Genomic DNA, 25,583 nt, shown 5'->3' with positions numbered 1-25,583 from the left:
GCCTCGCGCGAAAGGCCTTTTGATTTCAAAAGGTAGAGGCGTTGTCTGGAGGTTTCGCTCGATGTAACGAACGACTAACCATGCGCCGGACGGGGAGTTCGTCATATTAGCTGTTCGTAGTAGAGCTTTCGGCAAGACCCTGATAGAGTTCTGGTCATAACAGGGTGGCAACGGCGCGCCGGACCTGCCGGGGATATCCATCGGCAGACGGCGACGTGTTTCTTTTGAGCGCAGGTCGCCTGTTCTGGATTGAAAGCGGGACTGGGGGCTCGATCATGGCTGAACGGAATTATACCCGTCAGCTTGCGACAATCGTTTCGATCGATGCCGTAGGATTCTCGCGACTGATGGGCATCGACGACGAACTTGCCGTCGCCGCCTTCGAGGAGAGGCGAGACATTATTGCCGATAGTTGCAGCGCCTTTGGCGGGCGCACGTTCGGCGATGCCGGCGACAGCATCATGGCTGAATTCGGCACCCCGATCGAAGCCCTGCGGGCGGCTTTCGATTTCCAGGGCCGGATCGTGGCGCTGAATGCCGCGGTCACCGAGGATATGCGCATGCCGTTTCGCGCCGGGATCAATACCGGCGACGTCATCGTCCGCGAAGGCCGGCTCTACGGCGACGACGTGAACATCGCAGCCCGGCTCCAGGAATTCGCGCCGCATGACGGCGTCGCCATCTCGGCGACGACATGGCACCACGTGAAGGACAAGACGTCGGCCGTCTTCACCGATCTCGGCGAATTCAGCCTGAAGAACATCGCCCTGCCGGTGCAGGTCCTGATCGCCGGCCGTGGCGGCAACGGCCCCGTCGCGGCGGCTTCCTTCGCTTCCATCCCCGCCACACCTGGCCATTATAGGCCGATCGCCAAGGGGCCGCCTGCAATCGCCGTGCTGCCGTTCCAGGGCAACGGGAGCGAACCCGATGTCGGCTACATGGCCGATGGCATCGCCGAGGACATCATATACGGGCTTTCCAACACACGCTGGCTTTCGGTCATCGCCAAGGGGTCCAGCTTCCAATTTCGCGACGACAGCCTGGGCACGAGGCTCATCGGCAATGCGCTCGGCGCGCGCTACATCGTCGGCGGCACGCTGGCGCGCTCCGACAGGCAGATACGCCTCAATGCATCGCTCACCGACACCTCGAACGGGCGCCTGGTCTGGTCGCAACGCTTCGACCGCGATCTCGTCGACATCTTCAGCCTGCGGGACCAGATCGGCAGCGAGATCGTTTCCATCCTCGACAAGGAGGTCGATCGCGCCGAGCAGGTGCGCACGTTCCAAGTGCCGTGGGAAAGCCTCGAAACCTGGCAATTGGTCAGGCGCGGCCGCTGGCACATGAACAGGCGTACCCGCCGCGACACCGACATCGCCCTCGAATTCTTCGACAAGGCCTACCAGGAAGATCCGAATTCCAGCGCCGTGCTCAACGAGCTCGCATGGTGGTATTTCTGGCGGGCATGGCTGCGTTTCGGCGACAGCGACGATCTCGAGAAAGTCGAGACGCTTGCGCGCAAGGCGCTGCTGATGGACAGCCTCGATGCGCGCCCGCATGCCTATCTCGGCGCGGCCGACATCATGCGCGGCCTTCCGGCATTGGCGGCCGAGCACCTTGCCGAGGCGATCCACATCAATCCGAGCTTTGCCTTCGCCCGCTCGGCCATGGGCAGCGCGCACCTTTTGCTTGGCGATGCGACCGGGGCGATACCGTTCTTCCTCGACACCGAGCGGTTGAGTCCGTTCGACCTCTATCGATTCCACAATCTGGGGGAACTGGCCGCGGCCTATTGCTTCGTCGAGGACTGGCCGGCCGCGATCGCCACCGCAGAGCGCTCGCTCAACCTGTCGCCGGGCTACTTCTACGCAAGGTTCCTCAAGATAGGTGCGCTGATGAGAAGCGGCCGGCGCGACGAGGCGGCGCGCGAGCTTGCGATTTTCATGACCAGGCATCCCGATTTTTCCGAGCAAAGGATACGTTGGATACCGTTCGCGGACCCGGCAAAGAACAATTTCCTGATCGCCAATTTCGATCTGGCCAAGTCTGCCGGATGATTGTCGGGGCCGACATTAAATGACTGTGAACGGGTTCACATACGCCGGACCGATGCAAACCTAGGCCAGAACAACGCCGGCATCGCATTGACGTGGACAGCCGGGGGGCTTGAACGCGATGATCACTTTGAAATACTTCGCCGCCGTCCGCGCCGCTCAGAAGAGCCAGCGTCCGGTCGCCGAGATGCCGCCTTTCGACATCAACCGGCTGCGCTCCAAGGACGGTATTGCTTCCCGCATCGCCGGCTTTCTTCTTGGGGATCCGCGCTGGCTACTGGCGCTGCTGCGCCGTTTCTGGCCGAATCTCGGCTTCGGCAATTTCCTGCTCGTCACCAAGGGCGCGGATGTGCGCGACATATTGGAGCGGGGCGACGAGTTCGAGACACCCTATGGGCCGGAAATGGCCGAGCTCGCCCGGGGCTCGAATTTCATTCTCGGCATGCAGGACGGCGCCGCGTACCGGCAGATGAAATCGGCCGTGCTGAGCGCGTTCCCGCCGGCGGAAGTCGAAGCCGCCGTCAGACCGATCGCCGAGCGTCATTCGCGCGACATTGTGACCCGCGCCACCCCCGGCTTCGATGCCATCGCCGGGTTGATGAAGATCGTGCCGGTGCGCATCTGCCGCGATTATTTCGGCCTCGAGATCGACGACGAAACCGAGTTCGCCGACTGGTCGATCGCGCTCAGCGCATTGTTCTTCTCCGACCCGACGGCAAACCCCACCACGCGCCAGCTTGCCGTGGTCGGAGGCGATCGCCTGATCAAGGTCATAGACCGCTCGATCGCCGCGATCAGGGAAAGACCCGGTAAGGACGACCGGCCGCTGGCCCGCCTCGTCGCGCTGATGGACCAGGGGCGGCTGTCGCTGCCCGACATCCATTCGATCATGCTCGGCATGGTCGCCGGCTTCGTGCCGACCAATGTGCTCGCCGGCGGCAACTGCCTGGATGTGATCCTGTCGCGAGCCGATGCGCGACAGGCGGTGGATGCGGCCATCACGGCCGGCGATACCGGCAAGCTCGATCGGGCGATCATGGAGGCCATGCGCTTCAAGCCGATCTGGATCGGGCCGTGGCGCTACACGAGGCGTGACGTGGTCATCGGCAAGGGCACGCGCCGCGAGCGCCTCGTCAAAGCCGGAACGGTGGTGATGCCGGCGACGCTTTCAGCCATGTTCGATCCGGAGATCGTGCAGCGGCCGAACGAGTTCGACACGTCGCGCCCGCATCGCGACTACATGGTGTTCGGCTACGGCATCCATTTGTGCATCGGCGCCGAGATCGCCCGCATCCAGATCGGCGAATGCGTCCGCGCCCTGTTCAGCAAACCGAAGCTGGCCCGCGCGCGGGGCAGGGCCGGCAAGCTGGTCAATGTCGGCGCCTATCCGGCGAGCCTCAAAGTCGATTTCGAGCGCTCGCCGCTTTGCCGCACCGCCGATCAGTCGATGGTGACGGTGGTCTGCCCGATCACCCGACCGATGCCGCTCGATGCGGTGCGCGACAAGGTCGCCGATCTCGGCAATCCGGCGATCGGCGAGGTCCGCGCTGCGCTCGACGAGGTCGGCACCATTCATTTCACCAGCCTGGCCGTCGTTCCGACCGGCAAGGACGAGAAAACGGGGACCGAGACCGGCGCGCTGGTGCTAGAGATATCGGGCGACGGCAGCACCGACGAGGTCATCGCCGCCGTCGCGCAATCGATCGGTCACCGGTTGCGGCCGATCCTCAGGAATGTCTGCGGCCTTCCGGACGGCGGGCCGCTGGAGGACTTCCTGAAGAAGAACCATATCGACATATCGCCCTCCTTCGGCAGCACCGCCGGCCTGGTTTTCTCGGGCACGCCGGGGCATTCCGTGCGGCGGATCCTGGCCGAGGCGAAGCTCGCCGACAGCGTGCGCGAGATCGTCGAGAAGCCCCGCGCGGGCAACGGCAATGCGATGGATGTGCTCGCCGAAGCGCGCCGGCATGTCCGCTGCCTCGGGCAATTCGGCTGGGCGTTCGAGCCCGCTGAAAGCCTGCTCGAACGGCCGCCCGGTCACTGGTCGCAGGCGCTGACGACGACGCTGTTGACACCGAAGATGTTCGCCACCGTGGCGATCGTCGTTCTGGCCTTTTGGCGCATGACCTATGTGCTGGTGTTCGGCAATCCGCATGGTTTCACCTTCGCCAATATCGCGATCGCCGGAGCCGCGCTTCTGCTTTCGGTGCTCGGCCTGCTGGCCATCCTCCTCCTGTTCGTCGGCCTCTGCTTCCTGGCGCTGCGGCGGCTCGAGGACAAGGACCGGCCTGCGAACACTCCGGTCGATATCGGCGCGCTCGAAAAGATCCTGGCCAGGGAGGATCATGCCGCACAGAACAACCTGACGGCGATCTCGACGATGAAGCCTGGGATCTTGCGGCGGCTGGCGCTGAGGCTCTCCTTTTATCTGATCTCGATATCGGCGCAGAAAGTATTCCGACCGGGCTTCCTCGCCACCATCAACACCATTCATTTCGCCCGCTGGGTGCTGTTGCCCGGCACCGACAGGCTGGTGTTCTTCTCCAACTACGGCGGCAGCTGGGAAAGCTATCTCGAGGATTTCATCGCCAAGGCTTCGGCCGGCCTGACCGGCGTGTGGAGCAACACCGAAGGCTATCCGCGCACGCGCTGGCTGTTCCTCGACGGCGCGCGCGACGGCGACCGCTTCAAGCGCTGGGCGCGGCGCCAGCAGGTGCCGACGCTGTTCTGGTACAGCGCCTATCCGCATCTCAACACCACGCGCATACGCATCAACTCCAGGATCAGGCGCGGCATCGCTTCGGCCACCGGCAACGAGGCTCGCGACTGGCTAAGCCTGTTTGGGTCCCTGCCGCGCCCGCAAGCGCGCCCGGCGGACACAACCAGCTTGCCCGAATCGGCGTCCGCACCGCTCGAAGAGCTGGAATCGGGGGAAATCCAGTCGATCTTCTTCGGGCCATTCGGTGCGCTCGGTCACGCGCATATGCTTGCGATCGAGGTGCCGGACGGTTTGCCCGCAGCCAAGCGCAAAGCGTGGCTCGATTTCGTGATCGACAAGACCAGCTTCGGCGACGGCGTGCCGGCCGGCCGCGCCATGACGGTGGCGTTTGGCCCGAACGGCCTGCGCCGGCTCGGGCTGCAGGGCGGCGTCGACGACGAACCGTTGGATACGTTTCCGGTCGCTTTCCGCCAAGGCATGGGAACGCCCGAGCGCAGCCGCATCCTCAACGACACCGGCCCCGACGCTCCCGACAAATGGCAATGGGGCTCGCCCAAGAATCCTGTCGACCTCGTCATCGTCTGCTACGCCGAGACGCCGGCCACGTTGAAAGCCGAGGTCGCGGCCATGAATCGACAAACGACGGGTGCCGGCATGTCCGTGGCAGCCGAGTTGCCGCTGCTGGTGAAGCGCGACGGCAAGCGCGCGGTCGAGCATTTCGGTTTCGTCGACGGCGTCTCGCAGCCGATCGTCCGGGGCACGGCGCGCGCCGCCAAGGGAGCCGCGCCCATGCATCTCGTCGCGCCAGGCGAGTTCCTGTTCGGCTATCGCGACGAGCATGGCTTCTACCCCGCCTCCCCATCGGTCGAGGCGGCGCTGGACCGCACCGGCATCCTTTCGCAGGTGCGGCGCAACCGGCAGATCCCGGGACAACCGCCTCCGCCGCGGGATTTCGGCCGCAACGGCACTTTTCTCGTCATGCGCCAGTTCGAGCAGCATGTCGAATTGTTCGACGATTACTGCAGGCGGGCCGCTATCCAGGCCGCAAATGAGACCGGCGATCCCGCCATCGATCAGCGCTGGGTGGCGGCAAAGATGCTCGGCCGCTGGCAGGACGGCAGCTCGCTGGTGCGCAATCCGAACGGGCGTCCAGGCCGTGGCATCGACAATGATTTCGCGCTCGGCGCGGAAGACCCGCAAGGGCACGCTTGCCCGCTCGGCTCCCACATACGCCGTTCCAATCCGCGCGATTCGCTCGGCGAGGATCGCGACACGCAGATCAGGATCGGCAAGCGCCATCGCATCCTGCGCGTCGGCCGCACCTATGAGAAGAAGGGCAAAGGCGGGAAGACAGAAAAGGGCCTGCTCTTCATGTGCCTCAACGCCGATATCGAACGCCAATACGAGTTCATCCAGCAGACATGGGTCTCGTCGAACTCGTTCCAGGGTCTTGTGGGCGAGACGGACCCGACGATCGGCGCGCGAGGCGGCGGCGGCCGGTTCTCGATCCCTTCCTGGGAAAAGGTCACTGTGCTCAAGAACGTGCCGCAGTTCGTCACCACCAAGGGCGGCGGCTATTTCTTCATGCCGAGCCGCTCGGCGCTGCGCTATATGGTCTCGCGGTTGTGATCTGATGCGGTTGGCCGCTTCGTCGAAACCCGGGTGAGGTCGCTGAATCCGAACGCTCAGTCGTCGTCCTGCGATTCGGCGATCTGATTCAGCGCGGCGAGGTTGGTGATGCGCAACCCGCCGCGCTTGATGGCGATCATCTGCCGGTTGCGCCAATCGTTCAGCGTCTTGTTGACGGATTCGCGCGTCGCGCCGAGGAACTCGCCGAGCTCCGACTGCGAAATCGGAATCCAGCCGGCGGTGTCGGCCATGACGCCGCTCAGGAACACCAGCCGCTTTGCCAGCCTGGCCTCGATGCCGAAAAAGGCCTGGTCGCCCAGTTCGCCGCTGACCCAGCGCAGCCTTGCGCACAGCAACTCGATCATAGCGCGTGCAAGAGGCGGGTTTTTCTCAATCCGATCAAAGAGTTGCGTCCGGCTCAGCGAAACCAGCTCGCAGGCAGTGAGGCAGATGGCGGTCGCGGTGCGCGGACGCCCGTCGAGCGCCCCGATCTCGCCGACCAGGCTGCGCGACAGCTCGATATTGGCCACCAGCTTCTGCCCGCCCGGCGAGTAGATCGAAATCTCGACGGTACCGCTCATCACGCCGTAAATGCGATCGGAAGCATCCTCCTGGACGAACAAATGCTGGCCGGCGGCATAACGCTCCAGCTTGCAGCCGCTGAACAGCAGGTCGAACTGGCGCGGGTCGATGCGCGCCAGGCGCGGCAGGTTCCCGTCGTCCGCGCCGTTTGTAGCCATGATACGATTCCGCCTCTCGTTGAGCGGAAATTGTAGGATAAGTGCGTGCTCGATCAAAGCGTCGTCTCCTTCTGTGGTGGCTGACCGAGTTCGGCGGGCGGCGGACAGGAGGTCCGATGTCACGCCCGACACGCCGAAGTCGAACAAGCCGGCAAACCGTAAGGAGACCGGGCGCACTGGCGGTTGCGGGCCGATCCTTCGAAACGCCGTCCGCGCGCTTGGGTGGGAGGTGCCCAGCGCGCAGACAGCAAATCTGAAAATGGCTAAGTGATCGAAATTTCTTCTCGAGAACCCGGTGCAATATCTGCGCGCAATCCTGTTCGGCGTATGTGAAGGCGCTCACAGATATGCATGTCCGCCGGAGCGACTGTCGTTTCTGAAATATGTGGGTTCATGACTCGGTCGCCTTTGCTTTGAAAGACTGCCCGCATGATTGCCTAGTCGGCAAAGAGCTCGATCGAAGCATGGCAGGAACCTTGGCTTGACTGGAGCGGACGGTCGGCGCCATGGTCGGCTTTGGGGAGGGGCACGCCGTGGCAGCCGCGAAGGGACTCCTTGTAAAGGTTCATGGCGACGCCGCGGGCCTCGCGGTGCGAGGCGGGCCGCCCCGGATCGGCGGGATCGAAGCAGAACCGATCCTTGCTCTCCCGCCCGGTGTCGGCAGCCCAGGCCCGGCCGCGGCCGGGGATCGCGGCGCCACCTGGTTGCGGTTGGCCACGGATGCCGCCGATACGGACAATCCCTGGGACCACGCCCACGATCTTGTTGCCCGGACTCCAGCGCTTGGGGCTGCGGGCGCAGAGGTGCTCGCGGTCGAGCCGGATATTCAGCAGCAATGGGATTACAGGAACGGCGCCGGTGACCGCGGCATGGCGGCAAGCGCCAGTCCCGTCTGCGCGTTCGACGATCAGGACCCGCAGGGCGGACAGGCGGTGGTTGCGGGGCGCGTCGCCTGGAACGCCGCGCCTGACTTCAGCCAGTTCGCGGCGGCGCGCAACAGGGTGGGCGCCAAGCAGGCAAACATCACGATCGCCCATCTCGATACCGGTTTCGACCCGAACCACGAGACTCTGCCGGCCGGGCTTCTTACAGCCCAGCAACGCAACTTCGTCGACGACGGGACCGGTCCGAACAACGCGACCGACCATGCTCCGGCCGGCACGCTCACCAGCAATCGCGGCCATGGCACCGGCACGCTCAGCCTGCTTGCCGGAAACAAGCTCGACGGCACGTCGCCGCATTGGCCGGGTTTCACCGATTTCGTCGGCGGCGCGCCGCTGGCGAAGATCCTGCCGGTGCGCATTGCCGACTGGGTGGTGCGGCTGACCACCGGCACCATGGTGCAAGGCATCGATTATGCGCGCCAGCAAGGCGCACAGGTGCTGTCGATGAGCATGGGCGGCCTCGCCTCGCAAGCCCTGGTCGACGCCGTCAACCTTGCCTATGACCACGGTCTGGTGATGGTCACGGCAGCGGGCAACAATTTCACCTTCACGCCAAGCAGCATCGTCTATCCGGCCCGCTACAACCGCGTGCTTGCGGCCTGCGGCGTGATGGGCGACGGGCGCGCCTATGCCGGCCTTGCGCTTGGCACCATGCAAGGCAATTACGGCCCGCCTTCCAAGATGAACACGGCGCTCGGCGCCTACACGCCGAACGTGCCCTGGGCCGAGATCGATTGCCGCAAGGTGGTCGACATGGACGGCAACGGCACCTCGGCGGCCACTCCGCAGGTCGCCGCCGCGGCTGCTCTGTGGCTGGCCGAGCATTGGGACGTGGTGAAGAATTATCCTCAGCCGTGGATGCGCATCGAGGCTGTACGCAAGGCGTTGTTCGCGAAGGCCTTGAAATCGACTGCCAAGATGGACGTGGCCGAGACGAAGGAAAAGATCGGGCAGGGCGTGTTGCGCGCTCTCGATGCGCTGGACTTCCTGCCACCGGCGGCGGGGGACCTGACGAAGCTCGCCCCCGCCACCTACACATGGAGCTGGCTCGACCTTCTGACCGGCGGGAATTCCTTGGCGGCGCCACCGCCGGCGACATTGCGGCAGCGAATGATGTTCGCGCTGGAGCTGACGCAGATGGCGCAACGCTCGACGGCGATCGAACAGGCGGTCGCCGACCCGGACGGCAATCCGGACCAGGTTTCGGCTGCGGCACGCAACCGCTTCCTCGAAGCCGCGCTCGACCAGGGCAATCCGTCGAAGCCGCTCAAGGCGTTTCTGGAAAGCTTGCTCGGCAGGCTAGGTGCCGGCGCAGCCGTTCCTGCGCCGATTACGGGCCCTGCGCCGGCCATCAAGCGCAAGCCGCGGCCGCTGCCGCCGCCGCAACGGCGCCTGCGCATCTACGCCCTCGATCCGTCGGTGGCCAAGCGACTGGATTCGGTTTCGGTGTACCAGGCGACGCTTTCGGTGCCGTGGGACGACGAGCCGGCGACGGACAAGCCGCTGCTGCCCGGTCCGATCGGCGAATATCTCGAAGTGGTGGATGTCGACCCCGCGTCCGACCGCATCTACGATCCGGTCGACCTCAACGACAAGGTGCTTCTGGCGCAGGACGGCCTGCCGCCTTCGGAAGGCAACCCGAAATTCCACCAGCAGATGGTCTATGCCGTCGCCATGACCACGATCGGCCATTTCGAGCGCGCGCTCGGCCGGCGGGCATTGTGGGCGCCGCATTATGCCGAGGCTCCCGGCCGGACCGGCGACATGACGGTGAAGGCGCACTACGTGCCGCGCCTGCGCATCTACCCACATGCCTTGCGCGCCGAGAATGCCTATTACAGCCCGGAAAAGAAGGCGTTGCTGTTCGGCTATTTCCCGGCGACCAGCAATGAGGGCGACGTTACCACGCCCGGAACAACGGTGTTTTCGTGCTTGTCCAGCGACATCGTTGCGCATGAGATGTCGCATGCGCTGCTCGACGGGCTGCATCGTCGCTTCCAGGAAGCGTCCAACCCGGATGTGCCGGCCTTCCACGAGGCCTTCGCAGACATCGTCGCGCTGTTCCAGCATTTTACGTTGAAGGAGCTCGTCGGCTTCGAGATCGGCAAGGCGAGGGGCGAATTGTCGGCCGCTTCGCTGCTCTCGGGCATCGCCAAGCAGTTCGGCGAAGGCAGCGGCAGGGCCGGGCCATTGCGTGAATATGGCGCCGCCGGGATGGCCGATCTCGACTACGACAAGACCTTCGAGGCGCATGACCGCGGCTCGATCCTGGTCTTCGCCGTCTACCAGGCCTTCCTGGCGATCGCCGACCGGCGGACCGACGACCTGATCCAGCTTGCCACCGGCGGCTCCGGCATCCTGCCGGCCGGAACCTTGCATCCGAGCCTGGTCGAGCGCCTGACTGACGAGGTCGCCAAGACCGCCAGGCAGATGCTGACCATGTGCATCCGCGCGCTCGACTATTGCCCTTCCGTCGACATCACCTTCGGCGAATATCTGCGTGCGCTGATCACCGCCGACCGCGACGCTTACCCGGACGATCCGTTGCACTACCGCCTGGCTTTCCTGGAATCTTTCCGCAAATGGAAGCTTCTGCCGCGCGACGTGCGCACCATCTCGGAAGAGACGCTTGCCTGGAGCGCGCCGGAAGATCCGTCACCTTCCTGGCTGAGGGGTCTGCTCAGCAAGATCGATCTTGGCTGGAACCAGAAATTGAAGCGGGCCGAGATCTTCGCGCTCAACGACAAGAACCGCTACGCGCTGTGGAAGGCGATGCACAAGGCCTTTGCCTCCAATCAGGATCTCTACAAACAGTTCGGCCTGCTGCCCGATCTGCCGCGCTACAACGAGGACGGCACGGTCATGCACGCGCCGAAGAAAGGCGAGACGACCTTCGACATCTACAGCGTGCGCCCGACACGCCGCGTCGAGCCGGACGGCTCGTTCCGCGTCGAGGTGGTGGCCGTCATCCAACAGCGCATTCCGGTCGCGCTCGACGGCACTGCGATGCCGCAAGGCATGGCCAAGGGCGACGGCTTCTTCTGGTTCCGCGGCGGCGCCACGATCATCATCGACCCGCGCGAGGGTTTTGAGGAGATCCGCTATTCGATCATCAAGAACACCGGCAGCACGGACCGGCAGAAGCGTCAGGCCGGGTCGATGGCGGCCAATTATCTGTCGCCATTGAGAGCGCTCTATTTCGGCGGCGAAGTGGCGGAGCCCTTCGCCTTGCTGCATGCCAGCGATGGAGACGACGACCATGTCTAGAAAGCCGGCGACGAGAACAAGGCCGGCAAAAGCGGCTGCGGCCCCGGCAGCGGGCGTTACCGTGCGGCACTATTGCCAGGGCATAGGCGATTGCCACCTGCTCACGTTCAGGAAGGCGGATGGAAAGCCTTTCCGCATGCTCATCGATTGCGGCATCCATGTTTCGATTGCGGGCGGCCCGGCGTTGATCGCCGACATCGTCGCCGACATCAGGAAAGAGACCGGCGGCAAGATCGACATCCTCGTCGTCACGCACGAGCATTGGGATCATGTCTCCGGCTTCCTGACCGCGAAGGACCTTTTCAAGGACTTTGCCGTTGGCGACGTCTGGATGGCCTGGACGGAGAATCCGGCGGACGCCGAGGCCGCGGAGCTCGACAAGTTCAAGGGCCAGGCGATCGCCGCGCTGCAGGGCGTGGGCCAGAAGCTTGACGCGATGCAGGGGCTCAGCTCCTACATGGCCAGCGTGCGCGATGGTCTGCAATCAGTGCTCGGCTTCCAGTTCGGCGCGGCCGGCGAGCGAGTGCGCTCGGCCCGCGACGCTGCCGCCAGGCTCTCGCAAAAACCGTCACCGACCTATTTCGAGCCCGGCGCGCCGCCGGTGACGATCGACGCATTGCCCAATCTGCGCGTCTATGTGCTGGGCCCACCGCGCGACAAGGCGGCGCTGCGACTGGAGGAGAAGGCGAGCGAGATGTTCCCGCTGGCCAGCGGCGGCCCGTTCGCGCGGGCGCTGATGAGCGGCCTCAAGATGAACGAGGCGGCGGATGCCGGTTACGTCGACGAACTCAGCCCGTTCGAACGCAATGTCGGCACGCCGCTGTCCGCGGCGCTGAAAGGCGACAAGGGCAGCGACCCGGCCATCGATATCGGCGCCTATGTGCGCAAGCATTATGCCGGGCCGGTTTCGGCCGCCGCATCCATGGAAGACCGCGACCAGTCCTGGCGGCGCATCGACGCCGACTGGATGGGGATCGCCGCCGACCTTGCCCTGCAGCTCGACCGCGGCGTCAACAACACCAGCCTGGTGCTGGCCTTCGAGTTCATCGACTCGGGCCGGGTGCTGCTGTTCCCCGGCGATGCCCAGATCGGCAGCTGGCTGAGCTGGAAGGACCTGAAATGGCCGGTGGGGCAGGGCACGGTCACCTCAGCCGATCTTCTGGCGCGCACCGTCTACCTCAAGGTCGCCCACCACGGCAGCCAGAACGCCACGCCGCAGAAACAGGGTTTCGACCTGCTGACCAGCACCGACCTCTCGGCCTTCATCCCCACCAACAAGGTCGACGCGGTGAAAGTGCACTGGGGCGAGATGCCCTATGACGGCATCCTGACCGCGCTCGAGGCGAAGACCAAGGGCCGCGTCATTCGCGCCGACGATCCGTGGCTGGCCGACGAGAACGGAAAGCCGGCCTTCGCCGCGCCGTCCGGCTCGATCCAGGCCGTGCGCAGCGCGCCGCGCGATGCGGCACGCGGACCGGGCGGGCTATGGGTGGAAGTGGATCTGGCCTGAGCGTTCGCCGGGGGGCGGATTGCGGAAAATCGAAAACCGCTCTATGGAGCGAGCGGCCGAATTGAGGGCGGCCAGTCAACACATTCTACAAGGTCGCCCCATGCCCGATGCCTTCTCGCGCGCCATCGCCTTCCTTGCCGTGGTCACGGCCCTTTTGTTCGCTGGACTGCATTTCCACCAGGGCCACATCATCGCCACGCTCTATTTCATGACCGGCGCCGTTCTGGTGACGGCCGTGACGCGCATGAATGTGAGGAGGGGGCTGATCTAGGCGGCGGCGCGCTCGACGTTTGGGGGCCTTGAAAGATCATCGGCGGTTCGCCTTGACTTCGAGAGCCTGCCTCCCTTATATCGCGGCTCGCTTGGCCTTCGGGCGACGAGCGGGCGATTAGCTCAGCGGGAGAGCACACCCTTCACACGGGTGGGGTCGTAGGTTCAATCCCTACATCGCCCACCATCCAACCTTCTGAAAAGGTTGGATGATCCCATGAGTTCCAGCAAATTTAGTTGAGTGCTTGCGGGCCTAACGCGACGCCGCGATCAGCCGCTCGGCCAGTTCCGGCGTCAGCGCGTCGAAATGCGAGATCACCAGGGTCGGTTCGAATTCGCGCACGTGGCGGTCGGTATAGCCGAAATCGACCGCGACCACGGGAATGCCGGCCGCCTTGGCGGTGTCGATGTCGGTCTGCGAATCGCCGACCATCAAGGCGCTGTCCGGATCGCCGCCGGCCAGCCTGATCGTCTCGGTCAGATGGCGCGGGTCGGGCTTGCGGAAGGCGAAGGTGTCCTGGCCGCAGATCGCGGCAAAATAGCTCGACATGCCGAGCGCGCCGATCAGCGTCGCGGAATTCGCTTCATATTTGTTGGTGCAGACCGCCATCAGGTAGCCCGCGGCCTGGAAACGATCGAGCGCTGCTATGACGCCGGGGTAGGGACGGGATTTGCCGGGAATGTTCAGCGTGTAGTGGTCGAGGAACAGTTTCAGGAGCCGGTCGTGTTCCTCGGCCGCCAACGCCTTGTTCTGCGCGGCATGGGCGCGTTCGATCATGACGCGCCCGCCATGGCCGACGAAGCGCCTGAAGCCGGCTTCGTCGACAGCGGCGAGATCGCTGGCCGCCAGGCTGTGGTTGAGGCTGTCGAGCAGATCCGGCGCCGTATCGACCAGCGTACCGTCGAGGTCGAAGACAATGATTGGGCGGGTCATGAGCTGTCCTGAAACAATTGCGTTGCCGCAGGCGATACAAGCTGGCCAGTGTTCAAGCAAGGAGCCTCGATCGGTCCACAGAGCCTTTGGCGAGGGAGCCTTTGACGGGGCAGGCAAAAATGCTAGGAGGCCCGCGAAACCGGCAAAATCGGGGTTCTCATGGATGCAAGGCAGTTGAAGGTCGAAGCCGCGCGGGCGGCGCTCGCCCATGTCGGCAGCGGCATGCGGCTCGGCATCGGCACCGGCACCACGGCGGAAGAATTCGTGCGGTTGCTGGCCGAGAAGGTCGCGACCGGCCACAAGGTCATCGGCGTGCCGACTTCCGAGCGCACCGCGGCGCTCTGCCGCGAGCTCGGCGTGCCGCTATCCACGCTCGAGGACACGCCGGAACTTGACCTTACCATCGACGGCGCCGACGAGGTCGATCCGAACCTGACCTTGATCAAGGGCGGCGGCGGTGCGCTGCTGCGCGAGAAGATCGTCGCGGCTGCGTCCGGGCGCATGATCGTGATTGCCGACAAGTCCAAGCTGGTCGAGACCCTCGGCCGGTTCCCGCTGCCGATCGAGGTCAATCAGTTCGGCCTGCGCGCCACCGAGATCGCGGTTGGAGCCGCCGCTGCAAAGCTCGGCCTTTCCGGCCCGGTTACATTGAGGATGACGGGGGGCCAGCCATTTGTTACAGACGGCGGCCACTTTATCCTCGATGCATCTTTTGGCCGCATTCCGGATACAAGAGCGCTTTCGAATGCTCTCTTCGCCATTCCAGGCGTTGTCGAGCACGGTCTATTCATCGGGCTGGCGTCAACGGCCATCATCGCCGGCGGCGACGGTATCGAAACCGTCCATGCAGCCTGAAACCAGGGAGTTCTACCGACCATGATGTTGCCTAAACGAGTTCGCCGCCTTTCGATGTTTCTGGCGGCCTCGGCCGTTCTTGCGCTGTCCTTGCCGGCGTTCGCGCAGGACGTCAGCGAATCGCACCTGAAGGCGGCGCGCGCGGCCGTCGCGGCGATCCATGCGACGGACACGTTCGACAACATCCTGCCGCAGGCGGCCGGTGCGCTCGAAGCGCAGCTGATCCAGAAGAATCCCGACATGCAGGAGCTGATCGGCAAGACCGTGGCCGAGAAGGCGCTCGCCCTCGCCTCGCGGCGCGCCGATCTCGAGAAGGAGGCAGCCCTTGCCTATGCCAAGGTGTTTTCCGAACAGGAGCTCAACGACATCGCCACCTTCTACAGCTCGGAAGCCGGCAAGAAGCTCCTGGACAGCGGCCCCGCGGTGACGCGCGATCTCGTGAAGGCCGCCGACATCTGGCAGAACGGTGTTGCCCGCGACCTCGCGCAGCAGGTCGGCGAGACGCTTGCGGCCGCGGCCAAGGCCAAGGCGCCGGCAGCGCCGGCTCCGGACGCCACGGCGCCCGCAGACGGTTCCGCTCCGGCGGACAATTCAGCTCCCGCGGACAATTCGGCCCCTGCCGACAATTCGGCTCCGGCGGACGATTCGCAGAACTGATGTCTCTTTCCATCGGCCTCTGGCCGCTGGACCACAAAGCCCGGGTTTGCCCGGGCTTTTCTTTTGCCGCTTTGCAGCCTACCTGTGACCCGTCTTTCTCATCCGCAGGAGCCCGTCGCGATGGCCGCTTACGACTATGATCTGTTCGTCATCGGCGGCGGCTCGGGCGGGGTGAGGGCGGCGCGGGTGGCGGCGGCCCTCGGCAAGCGGGTCGCCATCGCGGAGGAGTACCGGTTCGGCGGCACTTGCGTCATCCGCGGCTGCGTGCCGAAGAAACTCTACGTCTATGCTTCGCAGTTTCCCGAACATTTCGCCGACGCCGCCGGCTATGGCTGGACCGTGCCCGAGGCGAGCTTCGACTGGCAGACGCTGGTCGCCAACAAGGACAAGGAGATCGCGCGGCTCGAAGCGATCTACAAAAAGAATGTCGAAGGCGCCGGCGGCGAGACCTTTCATTCGCGCGCGGTGCTCGTCGACCCGCATTCCGTTTATCTGGTCGCGGAAGATCGCACCGTCAGCGCGGACCAAATCCTGATCGCTACCGGCGGCAGGCCCGCCCCGCATCCGGCACTGTCAGGCCACGAGTACTGCATCTTCTCCAATGAGGCCTTCGATCTCAAGGAACTGCCGAAGGCGATCATGATCGAGGGCGGCGGCTACATCGCCGTCGAATTCGCCAACATTTTCCACGGCCTGGGCGTCGACACCACGCTCGTCTATCGCGGCCAGGAGATCCTCAGCCGCTTCGACATGGATCTGCGACGCTCGCTGCATGAGACGATGGAGAAGAAGGGGATCAGGATCCTCTGCCCCGCGGTTTCGGAGGAGGTGCGCAAGACCCCCCACGGCAGGCTGGACGTGCTGTTGTCGTCCGGCCAAACCCTGACGGTCGATCAGGTCATGCTGGCGATCGGGCGTCTTCCCAACACCGAGAACATGGGCCTGGAAGGTGTCGGCATCGAACTCAGCAAGACCGGCGCGATCGTCGTCGACAAATATTCGCGCACCAATGTCGACAACATCTGGGCAATCGGGGACGTCACCCATCGCGTGCAACTGACGCCGGTCGCCATCCACGAGGCGATGTGCTTCATCGAGACCGCCTTCAAGGACAATCCGACCGCTCCGGACCACGACACCATTCCGACGGCGGTGTTCTCGCAGCCGGAGATCGGCACCGTCGGCCTGTCGGAAGACGACGCGATCAAGCGCTTCCCCGACGTCGAGATCTATCGCGCGTCGTTCCGTCCGATGCGGCATACGCTGTCCGGCCGCGACGAGAAGATGCTGATGAAGCTGGTGGTCGACGGCGTGTCCAGGAAGGTGATCGGCGCCCATATTCTAGGCCCCGATGCCGGCGAGATGGCACAGCTTCTCGGAATTCCCCTGAAGGCAGGGCTGACCAAGGACGATTTCGACCGGACCATGGCCGTCCATCCGACCGCGGCCGAGGAACTGGTTACCATGTACAAGCCGACTTACCGCGTGAAGAACGGCGAACGGGTTTGATCGCCGCGTGGGCAGCCACCGGCGAGGCCGGCGGCTGCCACATGCTTTCAAAGCAGCGTGCCGCGCAGGATCACCAGCGCCACCGAGAAATAGATCACCAGCCCGGTGACGTCGACCAGCGTGGCGACGAACGGCGCAGAGGCGCTTGCCGGATCGAAGCCGATGCGCTTCAGCGCGAAGGGCAGCATCGATCCCGACAGCGAGCCGAAGGTGACGATGCCGATCAGCGCCGCGCCCACCGTCGCCGCGATCAGCATCCAGTGCGGACCGTAGTCGTAGAAGCCGAAATACTGCCAGAGCGCTATGCGGCAGATGCCGACGATGCCGAGGATCGAGCCGAGCACGACCCCGGTCGGCAGCTCGCGCAGCGCCACCCGCCACCAGTCGCGCAGCCCGATCTCGCGCAGCGCCAGCGCGCGGATGACGAGCGACGTCGCCTGCGAGCCGGAATTGCCGCCGGAACTCATGATCAGCGGGATGAACAGCGTCAGCACGATCGCCTTTTCCAGTTCGCCCTCGTAGCTCTGCATGGCGTTGGCCGTCAGCATCTCGCTGAGGAACAGCGCGCAGAGCCAGCCGGCGCGCTTCTGGATCATGGCGAGGAAACCCATCTTCATATAGGGCTCGTCCAGCGCCTCCATGCCGCCGAAGCGATGCACGTCCTCGGTCGTTTCCTCGATCATCGTGTCGATGATGTCGTCAACGGTGACGATGCCGAGGATCCTGCCGTGGTCGACGACCGGCAGCGCGAGCAGGTCGTATTTCGAGATGGTCTGCGCCAGGTTCTCGCGATCGGTGAGCGGCGTTACCGTCACCGGCGCGCGGTCGGGCGCCACCGACAGGATCGAATCCTCCGGGTTGCCGGTGATCAGCCGGCGCAATCCGGTCGAACGCAGCAGGAGCTGCGTGTCCGGATCGACGATGTAGATGGCGTAGATGGTCTCGCGCGTGCGTTCGACCTTACGAATGTAGTCGAGCGTGCGGCCGACGGTCCAGTCGGAAGGCACGCTGACGAATTCCGTGGTCATGATCGAGGCGGCGCTGCCTTCCGGATATCCCAGGATGGACAGCAGCGTCGTGCGCAACGGCGGGGCAAGCGCGCCGAGCAGCTCCGAACGGGCCGGTTCGTCCAGCTCGCGCAGGATGTCGGCGGCGCGGTCGACCGACATCGCGGTCAGGAGCTTGCTCGCCTTAGGGCGTGGCAGAGCCTCGGCAAGCTCCGGTGCCGCCTCGAGTTCCGGCTGGTCGAAAATCTCGACCAGCCGCTCGAACGGCACGGCGCAGAGCAGCTCGATGGCTGTCTCACGAGGCTCGTGGTTAAGGGCTTCGACGACGTCGGCGACGTGATCGTTGGCAAGAACACGTGCGACGGCGACGGCTTCGTCGTCCAATACGGGTGCGAATTCGTTCATGGCTCACTCCTTGCCGTCCGGCAGGACGTGAGCCTTCAGGTCACGTCAGGGCGGACGGCGGTTGCGTTCGACTGTGACTGTCGCCAGGCATGGCGGGTTGACCTTTCTGCTCGCGGGGTTCGAGTTGGAAATCAGCGAGCGCGCGCAACATAGGAGCGCATTTTGCCGAGTCAATCGCGGGGGGCGCCGAAAATGGATGCGGGGAGGCCGGATCGCGAGACTGTGATCGACGACGGCCCGAGCCGGGCCGCGGCCGCCGGTCAAAGGCTTGGTATGATTGCTATTTCTGCTTCAGCCGGCGGAAGCGCAGCCACTTGTCCTCAACCGGCCGCGGCTGGGCGAGAATGGTGGTGAGCTCGCGCGGGAGGCTTGGCGCCAGCGGCTTCTTGGTGGCGACGCCGTCGGCGATCGAAACCACGCTGTGGTAGAACTCCTCGCCGGAAAGCGAGCGCGGCGCCACCGCCTCGTGCATGACGCTGATGACGGTGACGTTCGGGCAATTGTCCTTGATCGCCTGGTGGAAGGCGATCTTGCCTTCGGGATCGAGCGCGCCGGTCGCCTCGTCGAGGAACAGAAGTCCGGGCTGCCGCAGGATGATGCGCGCGACCACCAGCTTCTGCTTCTGGCCGCCCGAAAGCACCTGATCCCAAATCTTGCCCTCGCGGCTCTCGTCGGCCAGGTGCCCGATGAAATCGCCGAGACCGGCCTTGTGCAAGGCCGCGGCGACCTGCGTGTCGCTATGGTCGTTTTCTGAACCCGGCAGGCAAACGAGCTGCTTCAGCGAGACTTGCTGCAGCTTCACCTCCTGAGCGGCGTAGAAACTGGTCACGCCCTCGGGGAAGACGATGGTGCCGCGGCCGTAGGGCCACAGGCCGTTGATCGCCTTGATCAGCGAAGTCTTGCCGCAGCCGGACTCGCCCTTGAGGAAGGTCCACTCGCCGCGGCGGAAGCGCAGGTTGGCGGCGCTGAGGAAGGGCGTCGCGTCCTCGCCCTGATGCGCCAGCTCAAGCTTCTGGATGGTCAGGCCGAACACCGGGTTTTGGATGGCGTAGCTGAAGTCGGAGCGGCCGGTCTGCTGATAGAATTCCCGCGGATGCTGGACGTTCTCGATGGCATTGGCGAGTTCGGTCACGCGCTGGCTGTTGGCCCTGAGCGTCGCGATCGCCGGCATCACATGGATGAACCACGAGCACCGGCTGATCAACTGGGCGACCATTTCGGAGCCGGTGATGTAGCCCTTGTAGTCGAGACGGTTGTGGATGAACGACAGGAGGCCCGGGGCGTAGGCAACGATACGGGCGCCGACGAAATTGTAGATCAGCTCGAACGACGTGTAGCTGGTGTTGACAATGTTGAGACGTCCCCAGGTCTTGTCGATATCGACATAGAGCCTGTCATGCATCGACTTCTGCACGCCTTCGCCATGCGAGGCGGCGACATGGAAGCTGCGGCGCAGGAACGTCGTCAGTTCGCTGCGGTAGCTGCCCTCGGCCTGCTGCATGCGCACATTGAGCCGCTCGAGCAGTCGTCCGAGCTTGACGGCGATCCAGGTGTTCAGCGGCACGTAGGTGGCGACGGCGAGGAAAGCCAGGACCGCCGTGCCGTAGCTGCCCAGGAATTCCAGGCCTTTGACCTCGACCGATGACCCGATCAGGTTTTCGCCGATGAAATAAAGGGACGTCGCCACGCCGAGGACGCCCATTGCGAGACCGATGGCGCCGCCGGTCATGTCCTTGATCGATTCCTGGATGCGCTGGTCGATGTTGTCCGGAGCGACGATGCCGCCGGCGACCGAGCCGTGCTGCGCATGGAAATGGGTATGGTTGCCGTCGAGCAGGGCCTGGTTGAACTGGTTGTTCAGCCAGCCTCGCCATTTGCGGTGCAAGGTCGTCGAAACGAGATTGCGCACCCCGGTGAAGCCGGCATCCTTCAGCACCACCAGCAGCACCAGTATGCCGGCATTGGTCAGAATGGTCTGCAGCGGATGGGGGTTGGCGGCGTCGTGAAGGAAGGCGATCGAATTGCCCAGCTCGCCCAACGCCACGGCAAACCAGACGTCGGCCTTGCTCGAGAGAGCGGTCAGCAGCGCGATGACGAGGGTCAGGGTCCAGGCTTCCTTCCACCGGTCGGAGAACCAGTAGGCTCGCATCAGTCCCCAGAATGTACGCATCGACGATACCGGCGTCAGGGGCGAGGTCTTCGCCTCGCTGGATGTTTGCTCCGGTACTGTACGTTGCGGTCTACCGACCCCAGTCACGATCCCGCCCAAACCTTTCTTAGTTTTGTTACACAGGGTAACACCAATTGATCATTTTCCATTAATTTTCTGCCGAAGAATATGAAGAGGGTTACCTGCCGTGGCGCATGGGCAACAGAAAGCCGATGCAGGCGGATGGTCGATCGCGGTGATTTCGCCTTTTGTTCCAGTGCGTTAAAGGGTGCTGAGCCAGCCACCGTCGACCTTCCCTTGGGGAAGCAAAAAACACGGGTTTGTGAACGAAAAAGAGGCGCCGATCGGTCGAAATGGCTACTGCTCGGTGACTGGAATGCCCGAAAATTTGCCGTCGATGAGCTTTTCAGACCTGCCTGATTCGTCGTTTCCCGAGCCACTGAAATGACCGGCAATGGTCTTTGCGGCAGCGTCGTATTTGTCGATGACGATCTCGCCGCTGGCGAAACGGACGTGGCCGACCATGGCACCGGAATCGAGGATATTGAAATTGGCGCTGTTCGGGGCGGACCCGGTCTTGAGTTTATAGCTGCCGGCAAGGTCGTTCGGATTCTTGAGCACCAGCATCGAATTGAAGGTCTTGGTCGGCGAGCCCTGCTCGGTTCCCGACAGGTTCAGCATTGGCTTGCCGGCCATCAGCATCGTCTGGGCCAGGGTGAAGGATGCCGTCCAGGGTTTGCCTTCGAAAGTCGCCGACATGACCGCTTCCTCGGCGGAGACGTGCTGCAATGTCAGCGGAAGCCCTAGTGCGAAAGGCAAGCACAGCAGCAACAATGCGCGACGCCTGACGGCCATTCGGTGCCCTTCAAATCGGCTAAACCCGAGATGGTTCTAGCTGAGCGTCGTCTTCAGGGCGATTCACCAGATCGTGTGTGCCGACTGTTCAGTAGCAATCCAGGAAAAGTGCGCGACGGCTTTCCGCGCGAAATTGCGCAGATGGAACACTCAACCCGCGGCGGTTTCCAGCTCGCCGCGCGCCTTGGCCTGGGCCACCTGACGGATCGCGTCGGCAAGCGTGTCGGCATCCTGCGCGCCCATCACAGCGTATTTGCCTTCGAGCAGGAAGCAGGGCACACCGGTGATGCCCATGCGCGAGGCGGTGGCGATCTCGTTGCGCACGGCATCGACATCGGCGTCGGTCGGCAGCAGCGTCTCGACCACCGACGCATCCATGCCGGCCTCGCCGGCGGCCTTCACCAGCACGGAATGGTCGCCGATATTGGCCCCTTCCTCGAAATTCAGCTGGAAGAGGCGACGCACCAGCCGGTTCTGTACGTCCTCGCCGGCAGCGCCCGCCCAGCGGATGACGCGATGCGCGTCCAGCGTGTTGGCGGCGACCTTGATGGCGCCAAAGGCAAAATGGATGCCGTCGGCCTCGCCGAGAGGCTCGATGCGCGCATGGATCTCGCGGATGCGTTCCTCGCTGCCGAATTTGCCGAGCATGTATTGGCGGCGATCCATGCCTGCGGGAGGGATGGTCGGATCGAGCTGGAACGGCCGCCAGCGGATGTGCACGTCGACGTCGCCTGCCGCAGCAACAGCCTTATCCAGACGCTTCTGGCCGATGAAACACCAGGGACAGACGACATCGGACACCACGTCGACGGTGATGGAGTTCTCGGCGCTCATGCTCGTCTCCTGTTTGGTTCCGATTTGGTCGGGGCTGCGTCAATTGGGCTTTCGCCACCAGGTCGGCAGCTGATAGCCGAATATGGGGGTCTTTTGCGGATGTTCCAGATAGCTCCAGTAAGCGAGCCATTGCTGGGTGTTGTACTGCATCGGCACGATATAATTGCCGGAGATCAGCAGCCGGTCGAGCACGCGCACCGCAGCAACATAGTCTTCCTTGGTGCGGGCGTTCAGCATGGCGTCGATCGCGGCGTCGATCGCGGGATCGGCGACGCCGGCGAGATTGAACGATCCTTCCGTTTTCGCTGCGACCGATCCCCAGCGGCCGACCTGCTCGCTTCCCGGCGACAGCGAATTGCTGAAGCCGCTTGTCCCGATCAGCACTTCGAAATCGTAACGCTGCTTGCGCGACTGGATCTGGTCGCCGTCGAGGGCGCGGATGCGGACGTCGATGCCGATCTTTTCCAGCGTGCGCTGGTAGATGGCTGCCAGCCGTTCTTCGTCCTGAGATGAGGTCAGGATCTCGAAGCCGAAAGGATTTCCCTGCGGGTCGAGCATCTTGCCGTCCCGCACGCGGAAGCCGGCGCCCTTCAGCAAGTCGAAGGCGGCTTTGAGCACCTTGCGATCCTGGCCCAAACCATCCGTCACGGGCGGGCGCCAGGTACCGTCCATCACATCCGGCGGCACGCGGCCGGGGTAGGGAGCAAGCAGCGCCTTTTCCCGGTCGTCGGCCGGATGGCCGAGCGCGGACAGCTCGGAATTTTGCCAATAGCTCATGGTGCGGTTGAACTTGCCGCCGAACAGGTTCTTGTTCGCCCATTCGAAGTCGTAGAGCATGCCGAGCGCGCGGCGAACCACGGGATCGGCGAATTTGGGCAGCCGGGTGTTGAACAGGAAGCCGGTCACCACCGGAGGAATGCCGGTGTTGAAATATTCTTCCTTCACATCGCCCCTTCGAAACGCCGGAAAATCGATGTCGCGCTCGCGCTTGACCGGATCGGTCTCGTCGTCGAGGGCGCAGATGCCTTTCTTGAACGCTTCCGTCTTGGCGTTGGCGTTGAGAAAATACTCGATGGTGACCTGGTCGAAATTGTCGAAGCCGCGTTTCGACGGAACGTCCTTGCCCCAGTAGTCCGGATTGCGCTTGAAGACGATACGCTGCCCCGGCAGCACCTTGTCCACGGTGTAAGGGCCGCTGCCGATCAGCGGCTTCAGCGTGGTCTTGTCGAAAGTGTCCTTGTCGAAGGCGTGCTTGGGAACGATCGGCGTCAGCGCGACGATCAGCGGGAATTCACGGTTGGCCTTGTCGTTGAAGGTGAATTTCACGCTGTGCTCGCCGGTCTTCTCCAGCTTGGCGATCATGCTCATGCGGTCGCTGTAGGGAGGGCGGCCCTTGTCCCTAAAGACGTCGTAGGTGAACAGCACGTCCTCCGGTGTCACCGGCTGGCCGTCCGACCATCTTGCGTTGGGATTGAGATGGAACTCGATGCTCTTTCGTTCCGGATCCATGTCGGCGCTGTCGGCCAGCAGCCCGTAGAGGCTGAAAGGCTCGTCATAGTTGCGCTGCATCAGCGGCTCGAAGACGAGGTTACCGTAGACCGTATCGATCATCCCGCGCGCGGTGGTGCGCAGGCTCTTCAGGATGAAGGGGTTGAGGTTGTCGAAGGAGCCGACGACGCAATAGGTGACGCTTCCGCCTTTCGGCGCGTCCGGATCGACGTAGTCGAAATGCTTATAGTCGGGCGGCAGCGCCGGCTCGCCCTGCATGGCGATGCCATGCTTCGGCTCCGATCGTGCCGGAAGGAGCGAAAGGGCCAGAAACGACGTCGCGGCGATCAGCCGAACGAGAACGCGGTCCATGACCGTCTCCTTGCCGGGCGGCTTTGTGATTCGCCATGCACGGTAGAGCATTTCGCCGTCCGATTGAATCGGCGCGCCAACGGGAATCGGCTTCAGCCGCTGCATCGCCGACCGCACTCTCCCCCGGACACCAAACCGCAAAGAAATCGCGGAAACCGGGCTGGATTCGACGCCGCTGGCAGTGTAACACGCGCTCCGAAGTCATCCTGTTGCCTCATTTGGGCAACAGGTAGCTGGACCACACGGCACGAAGAAGCCGGTCCCCGGGATCATTTGAGAGGAAAGTGCACCATATGACGATCAACGCGTACCGCCTTTCGGTGCTGGCCGCAGGCGTGGTCGGCGTTCTGGGCGCCGGGCTTTTCACCGCCTCGGCCCAACAGCAGCCGCAGATTCCTCAGGGCTGGTTCAAGGCCTGCACCAAGCAGGAAGACGTCGACATCTGCAACGTGCAGAACATCGTCACCGCCGGCAACGGCCAGCTCGTCACCGGCGTCAGCCTGATCGAGCTCAAGGGCAAGGTGAACCGCAAGGTCTTCCAGGTCACGGTGCCGACCGGCCGCCTCGTTCCTCCGGGCATCGCGCTGCAGATCGATTCCGGCAAGGCGCAGAAGCTCGATTATGTGATCTGCTTCCCGGATCGCTGCGTGGCGGAAGTGCCGCTGAGCGACCAGCTCGTCGCGTCCTTCAAGAAGGGGCAGGGGATCACGCTCACCTCGATCAATTTCCAGAACCAGCCGAACCCGATCAAGATCGCGCTTACCGGCTTCAGCGGCGCCTATGACGGCCCGCCGCTACAGCAGTCGGACATCGAGGACCGGCAGAAGAAGCTGCAGGACTTCGTCGCCAAGAACAACCAGGATTTCGCCAAGAAGCTCAAGGACGAGCAGGACAAGGCCAAGACCGCGAACTGATCGCCGGAGCATCGTCCGGAAACAAAAGCGGGGCAATTGCCCCGCTTTTTCGTTGTCGACGCTGTGCGCCCTGGAAGACGCGTTTCCGACTAGTGCTTCGATTGGCGCTTCGGCTCGTAACGGCCGTCCGGCAGCTTGTCGAACATCTCGCCGATCTGCGGATGCCGCACCGGCTCGCCCGACCGGTCCTCGAGCAGGTTCTGCTCGGACACATAGGCGATGTATTCGGTCTCCGAGTTCTCCGCCAGGAGATGGTAGAAAGGCTGGTCCTTGCGCGGACGCACGTCGGCGGGAATGGCTTCGTACCATTCCTCGGTGTTGGCGAATTCGGGATCGACGTCGAAGATCACGCCGCGGAACGGAAACAGCCTGTGGCGAACCACTTGCCCGATCGAGAATTTGGCCGTCTTCATCACGTTCACCACTTAGGTTCCGAGGCGCCTTTCGTGG

18 protein-coding genes and 1 tRNA gene are annotated in these 25,583 nt (G+C 63.9%); 10 read left to right on the top strand and 9 right to left on the bottom strand.

Translation table 11 applies throughout. From position 1 onward, the window contains the following. Window positions 1-275: 275 nt before the first annotated feature. Together MJ8_RS17100 and MJ8_RS17095 are read left to right on the top strand one after the other, a co-directional pair. The gene (locus MJ8_RS17100; RefSeq protein ID WP_201410016.1) at window positions 276-2,057 is read left to right on the top strand and encodes an adenylate/guanylate cyclase domain-containing protein; all 1,782 of its coding nucleotides are present in this window, start codon (window positions 276-278) and stop codon (window positions 2,055-2,057) included. Window positions 2,058-2,175: 118 nt separating this feature from the next. After that, complete coding sequence (locus MJ8_RS17095; protein ID WP_201410015.1) at window positions 2,176-6,402, top strand: cytochrome P450; 4,227 nt, start codon at window positions 2,176-2,178, stop codon at window positions 6,400-6,402. A gap of 56 nt (window positions 6,403-6,458) precedes the next feature. On the opposite strand, the gene MJ8_RS17090 is transcribed toward MJ8_RS17095, so the two are convergent. Both MJ8_RS17090 and MJ8_RS32350 read right to left on the bottom strand, forming a co-directional pair. After that, the gene (locus tag MJ8_RS17090; RefSeq protein WP_201415467.1) at window positions 6,459-7,142 is read right to left on the bottom strand and encodes a Crp/Fnr family transcriptional regulator; all 684 of its coding nucleotides are present in this window, start codon (window positions 7,140-7,142) and stop codon (window positions 6,459-6,461) included. A 437-nt stretch (window positions 7,143-7,579) separates the two neighbouring features. Continuing rightward, window positions 7,580-7,978 (bottom strand): hypothetical protein, encoded by a 399-nt coding sequence (locus MJ8_RS32350; protein WP_225247951.1) that lies wholly within the window; start codon window positions 7,976-7,978, stop codon window positions 7,580-7,582. Between the two features lie 33 nt (window positions 7,979-8,011). Here MJ8_RS32350 and MJ8_RS17085 point away from each other — a divergent pair, with 33 nt between their 5' ends. The 4 genes from MJ8_RS17085 (at window position 8,012) to MJ8_RS17070 (ending at window position 13,320) form a co-directional block, all read left to right on the top strand. Continuing rightward, window positions 8,012-11,353, top strand: a complete 3,342-nt coding sequence (locus MJ8_RS17085; protein WP_225247950.1) for a S8 family serine peptidase — start codon at window positions 8,012-8,014, stop codon at window positions 11,351-11,353. Continuing rightward, a complete protein-coding gene (locus MJ8_RS17080) occupies window positions 11,346-12,863 on the top strand; it encodes an MBL fold metallo-hydrolase (RefSeq protein WP_201410013.1) in 1,518 nt (505 codons plus the stop codon). The genes MJ8_RS17085 and MJ8_RS17080 overlap by 8 nt, the downstream gene beginning before the upstream one ends. A 100-nt stretch (window positions 12,864-12,963) precedes the next feature. After that, window positions 12,964-13,134 carry a hypothetical protein gene (locus MJ8_RS17075; protein WP_201410012.1) on the top strand — a complete coding sequence of 57 codons (171 nt, stop codon included), beginning with the start codon at window positions 12,964-12,966 and terminating at the stop codon, window positions 13,132-13,134. Between the two features lie 111 nt (window positions 13,135-13,245). Beyond that, window positions 13,246-13,320 (top strand) — tRNA-Val (locus MJ8_RS17070). 66 nt (window positions 13,321-13,386) lie between these two features. Here MJ8_RS17070 and MJ8_RS17065 read toward each other — a convergent pair. Then, window positions 13,387-14,067, bottom strand: a complete 681-nt coding sequence (locus MJ8_RS17065; RefSeq protein ID WP_201410011.1) for a phosphoglycolate phosphatase — start codon at window positions 14,065-14,067, stop codon at window positions 13,387-13,389. Between the two features lie 159 nt (window positions 14,068-14,226). On the opposite strand from MJ8_RS17065, the gene rpiA reads away from it, so the two are divergent. The 3 genes from rpiA (at window position 14,227) to gor (ending at window position 17,088) form a co-directional block, all read left to right on the top strand. Next, complete coding sequence (rpiA, locus tag MJ8_RS17060; protein WP_201410010.1) at window positions 14,227-14,922, top strand: ribose-5-phosphate isomerase RpiA; 696 nt, start codon at window positions 14,227-14,229, stop codon at window positions 14,920-14,922. A 21-nt stretch (window positions 14,923-14,943) separates the two neighbouring features. Then, the gene (locus MJ8_RS17055; RefSeq protein WP_201410009.1) at window positions 14,944-15,579 is read left to right on the top strand and encodes a DUF2059 domain-containing protein; all 636 of its coding nucleotides are present in this window, start codon (window positions 14,944-14,946) and stop codon (window positions 15,577-15,579) included. A gap of 120 nt (window positions 15,580-15,699) precedes the next feature. After that, entirely contained in the window at window positions 15,700-17,088 is a 1,389-nt protein-coding gene (gene gor / locus MJ8_RS17050; protein ID WP_201410008.1) for a glutathione-disulfide reductase, read from the top strand. 47 nt (window positions 17,089-17,135) lie between these two features. On the opposite strand, the gene mgtE is transcribed toward gor, so the two are convergent. From mgtE to MJ8_RS17025, 5 genes are all read right to left on the bottom strand, one after another. Further along, window positions 17,136-18,500, bottom strand: a complete 1,365-nt coding sequence (gene mgtE / locus MJ8_RS17045; protein ID WP_201410007.1) for a magnesium transporter — start codon at window positions 18,498-18,500, stop codon at window positions 17,136-17,138. 280 nt (window positions 18,501-18,780) lie between these two features. Next, on the bottom strand, window positions 18,781-20,670 hold the full coding sequence (locus MJ8_RS17040) for an ABC transporter ATP-binding protein/permease (RefSeq protein WP_201410006.1): 1,890 nt from the start codon (window positions 20,668-20,670) through the stop codon (window positions 18,781-18,783). A gap of 357 nt (window positions 20,671-21,027) precedes the next feature. After that, window positions 21,028-21,429: a DUF6252 family protein gene (locus MJ8_RS17035; protein WP_201410005.1), complete on the bottom strand. Its 402-nt coding sequence runs from the start codon at window positions 21,427-21,429 to the stop codon at window positions 21,028-21,030. A gap of 246 nt (window positions 21,430-21,675) precedes the next feature. Continuing rightward, complete coding sequence (locus tag MJ8_RS17030) at window positions 21,676-22,359, bottom strand: DsbA family oxidoreductase (protein ID WP_201410004.1); 684 nt, start codon at window positions 22,357-22,359, stop codon at window positions 21,676-21,678. A gap of 39 nt (window positions 22,360-22,398) precedes the next feature. Beyond that, entirely contained in the window at window positions 22,399-24,219 is a 1,821-nt protein-coding gene (locus MJ8_RS17025) for an extracellular solute-binding protein (RefSeq protein ID WP_201410003.1), read from the bottom strand. Window positions 24,220-24,512: 293 nt separating this feature from the next. On the opposite strand from MJ8_RS17025, the gene MJ8_RS17020 reads away from it, so the two are divergent. Further along, a complete protein-coding gene (locus tag MJ8_RS17020; protein WP_040982846.1) occupies window positions 24,513-25,133 on the top strand; it encodes an invasion associated locus B family protein in 621 nt (206 codons plus the stop codon). 89 nt (window positions 25,134-25,222) lie between these two features. Here the strand turns inward: MJ8_RS17020 and hspQ are convergent, their stop codons facing one another. Beyond that, window positions 25,223-25,546, bottom strand: a complete 324-nt coding sequence (gene hspQ / locus MJ8_RS17015; protein WP_040983419.1) for a heat shock protein HspQ — start codon at window positions 25,544-25,546, stop codon at window positions 25,223-25,225. Between the last annotated feature and the right edge of the window lie 37 nt (window positions 25,547-25,583).

It is taken from the genome of Mesorhizobium sp. J8 (assembly GCF_016591715.1).
Lineage (GTDB): Bacteria > Pseudomonadota > Alphaproteobacteria > Rhizobiales > Rhizobiaceae > Mesorhizobium.
The sequence above is the reverse complement of the archived record's forward strand: the minus strand, read 5'-3'. Positions and strand labels throughout refer to the sequence as shown.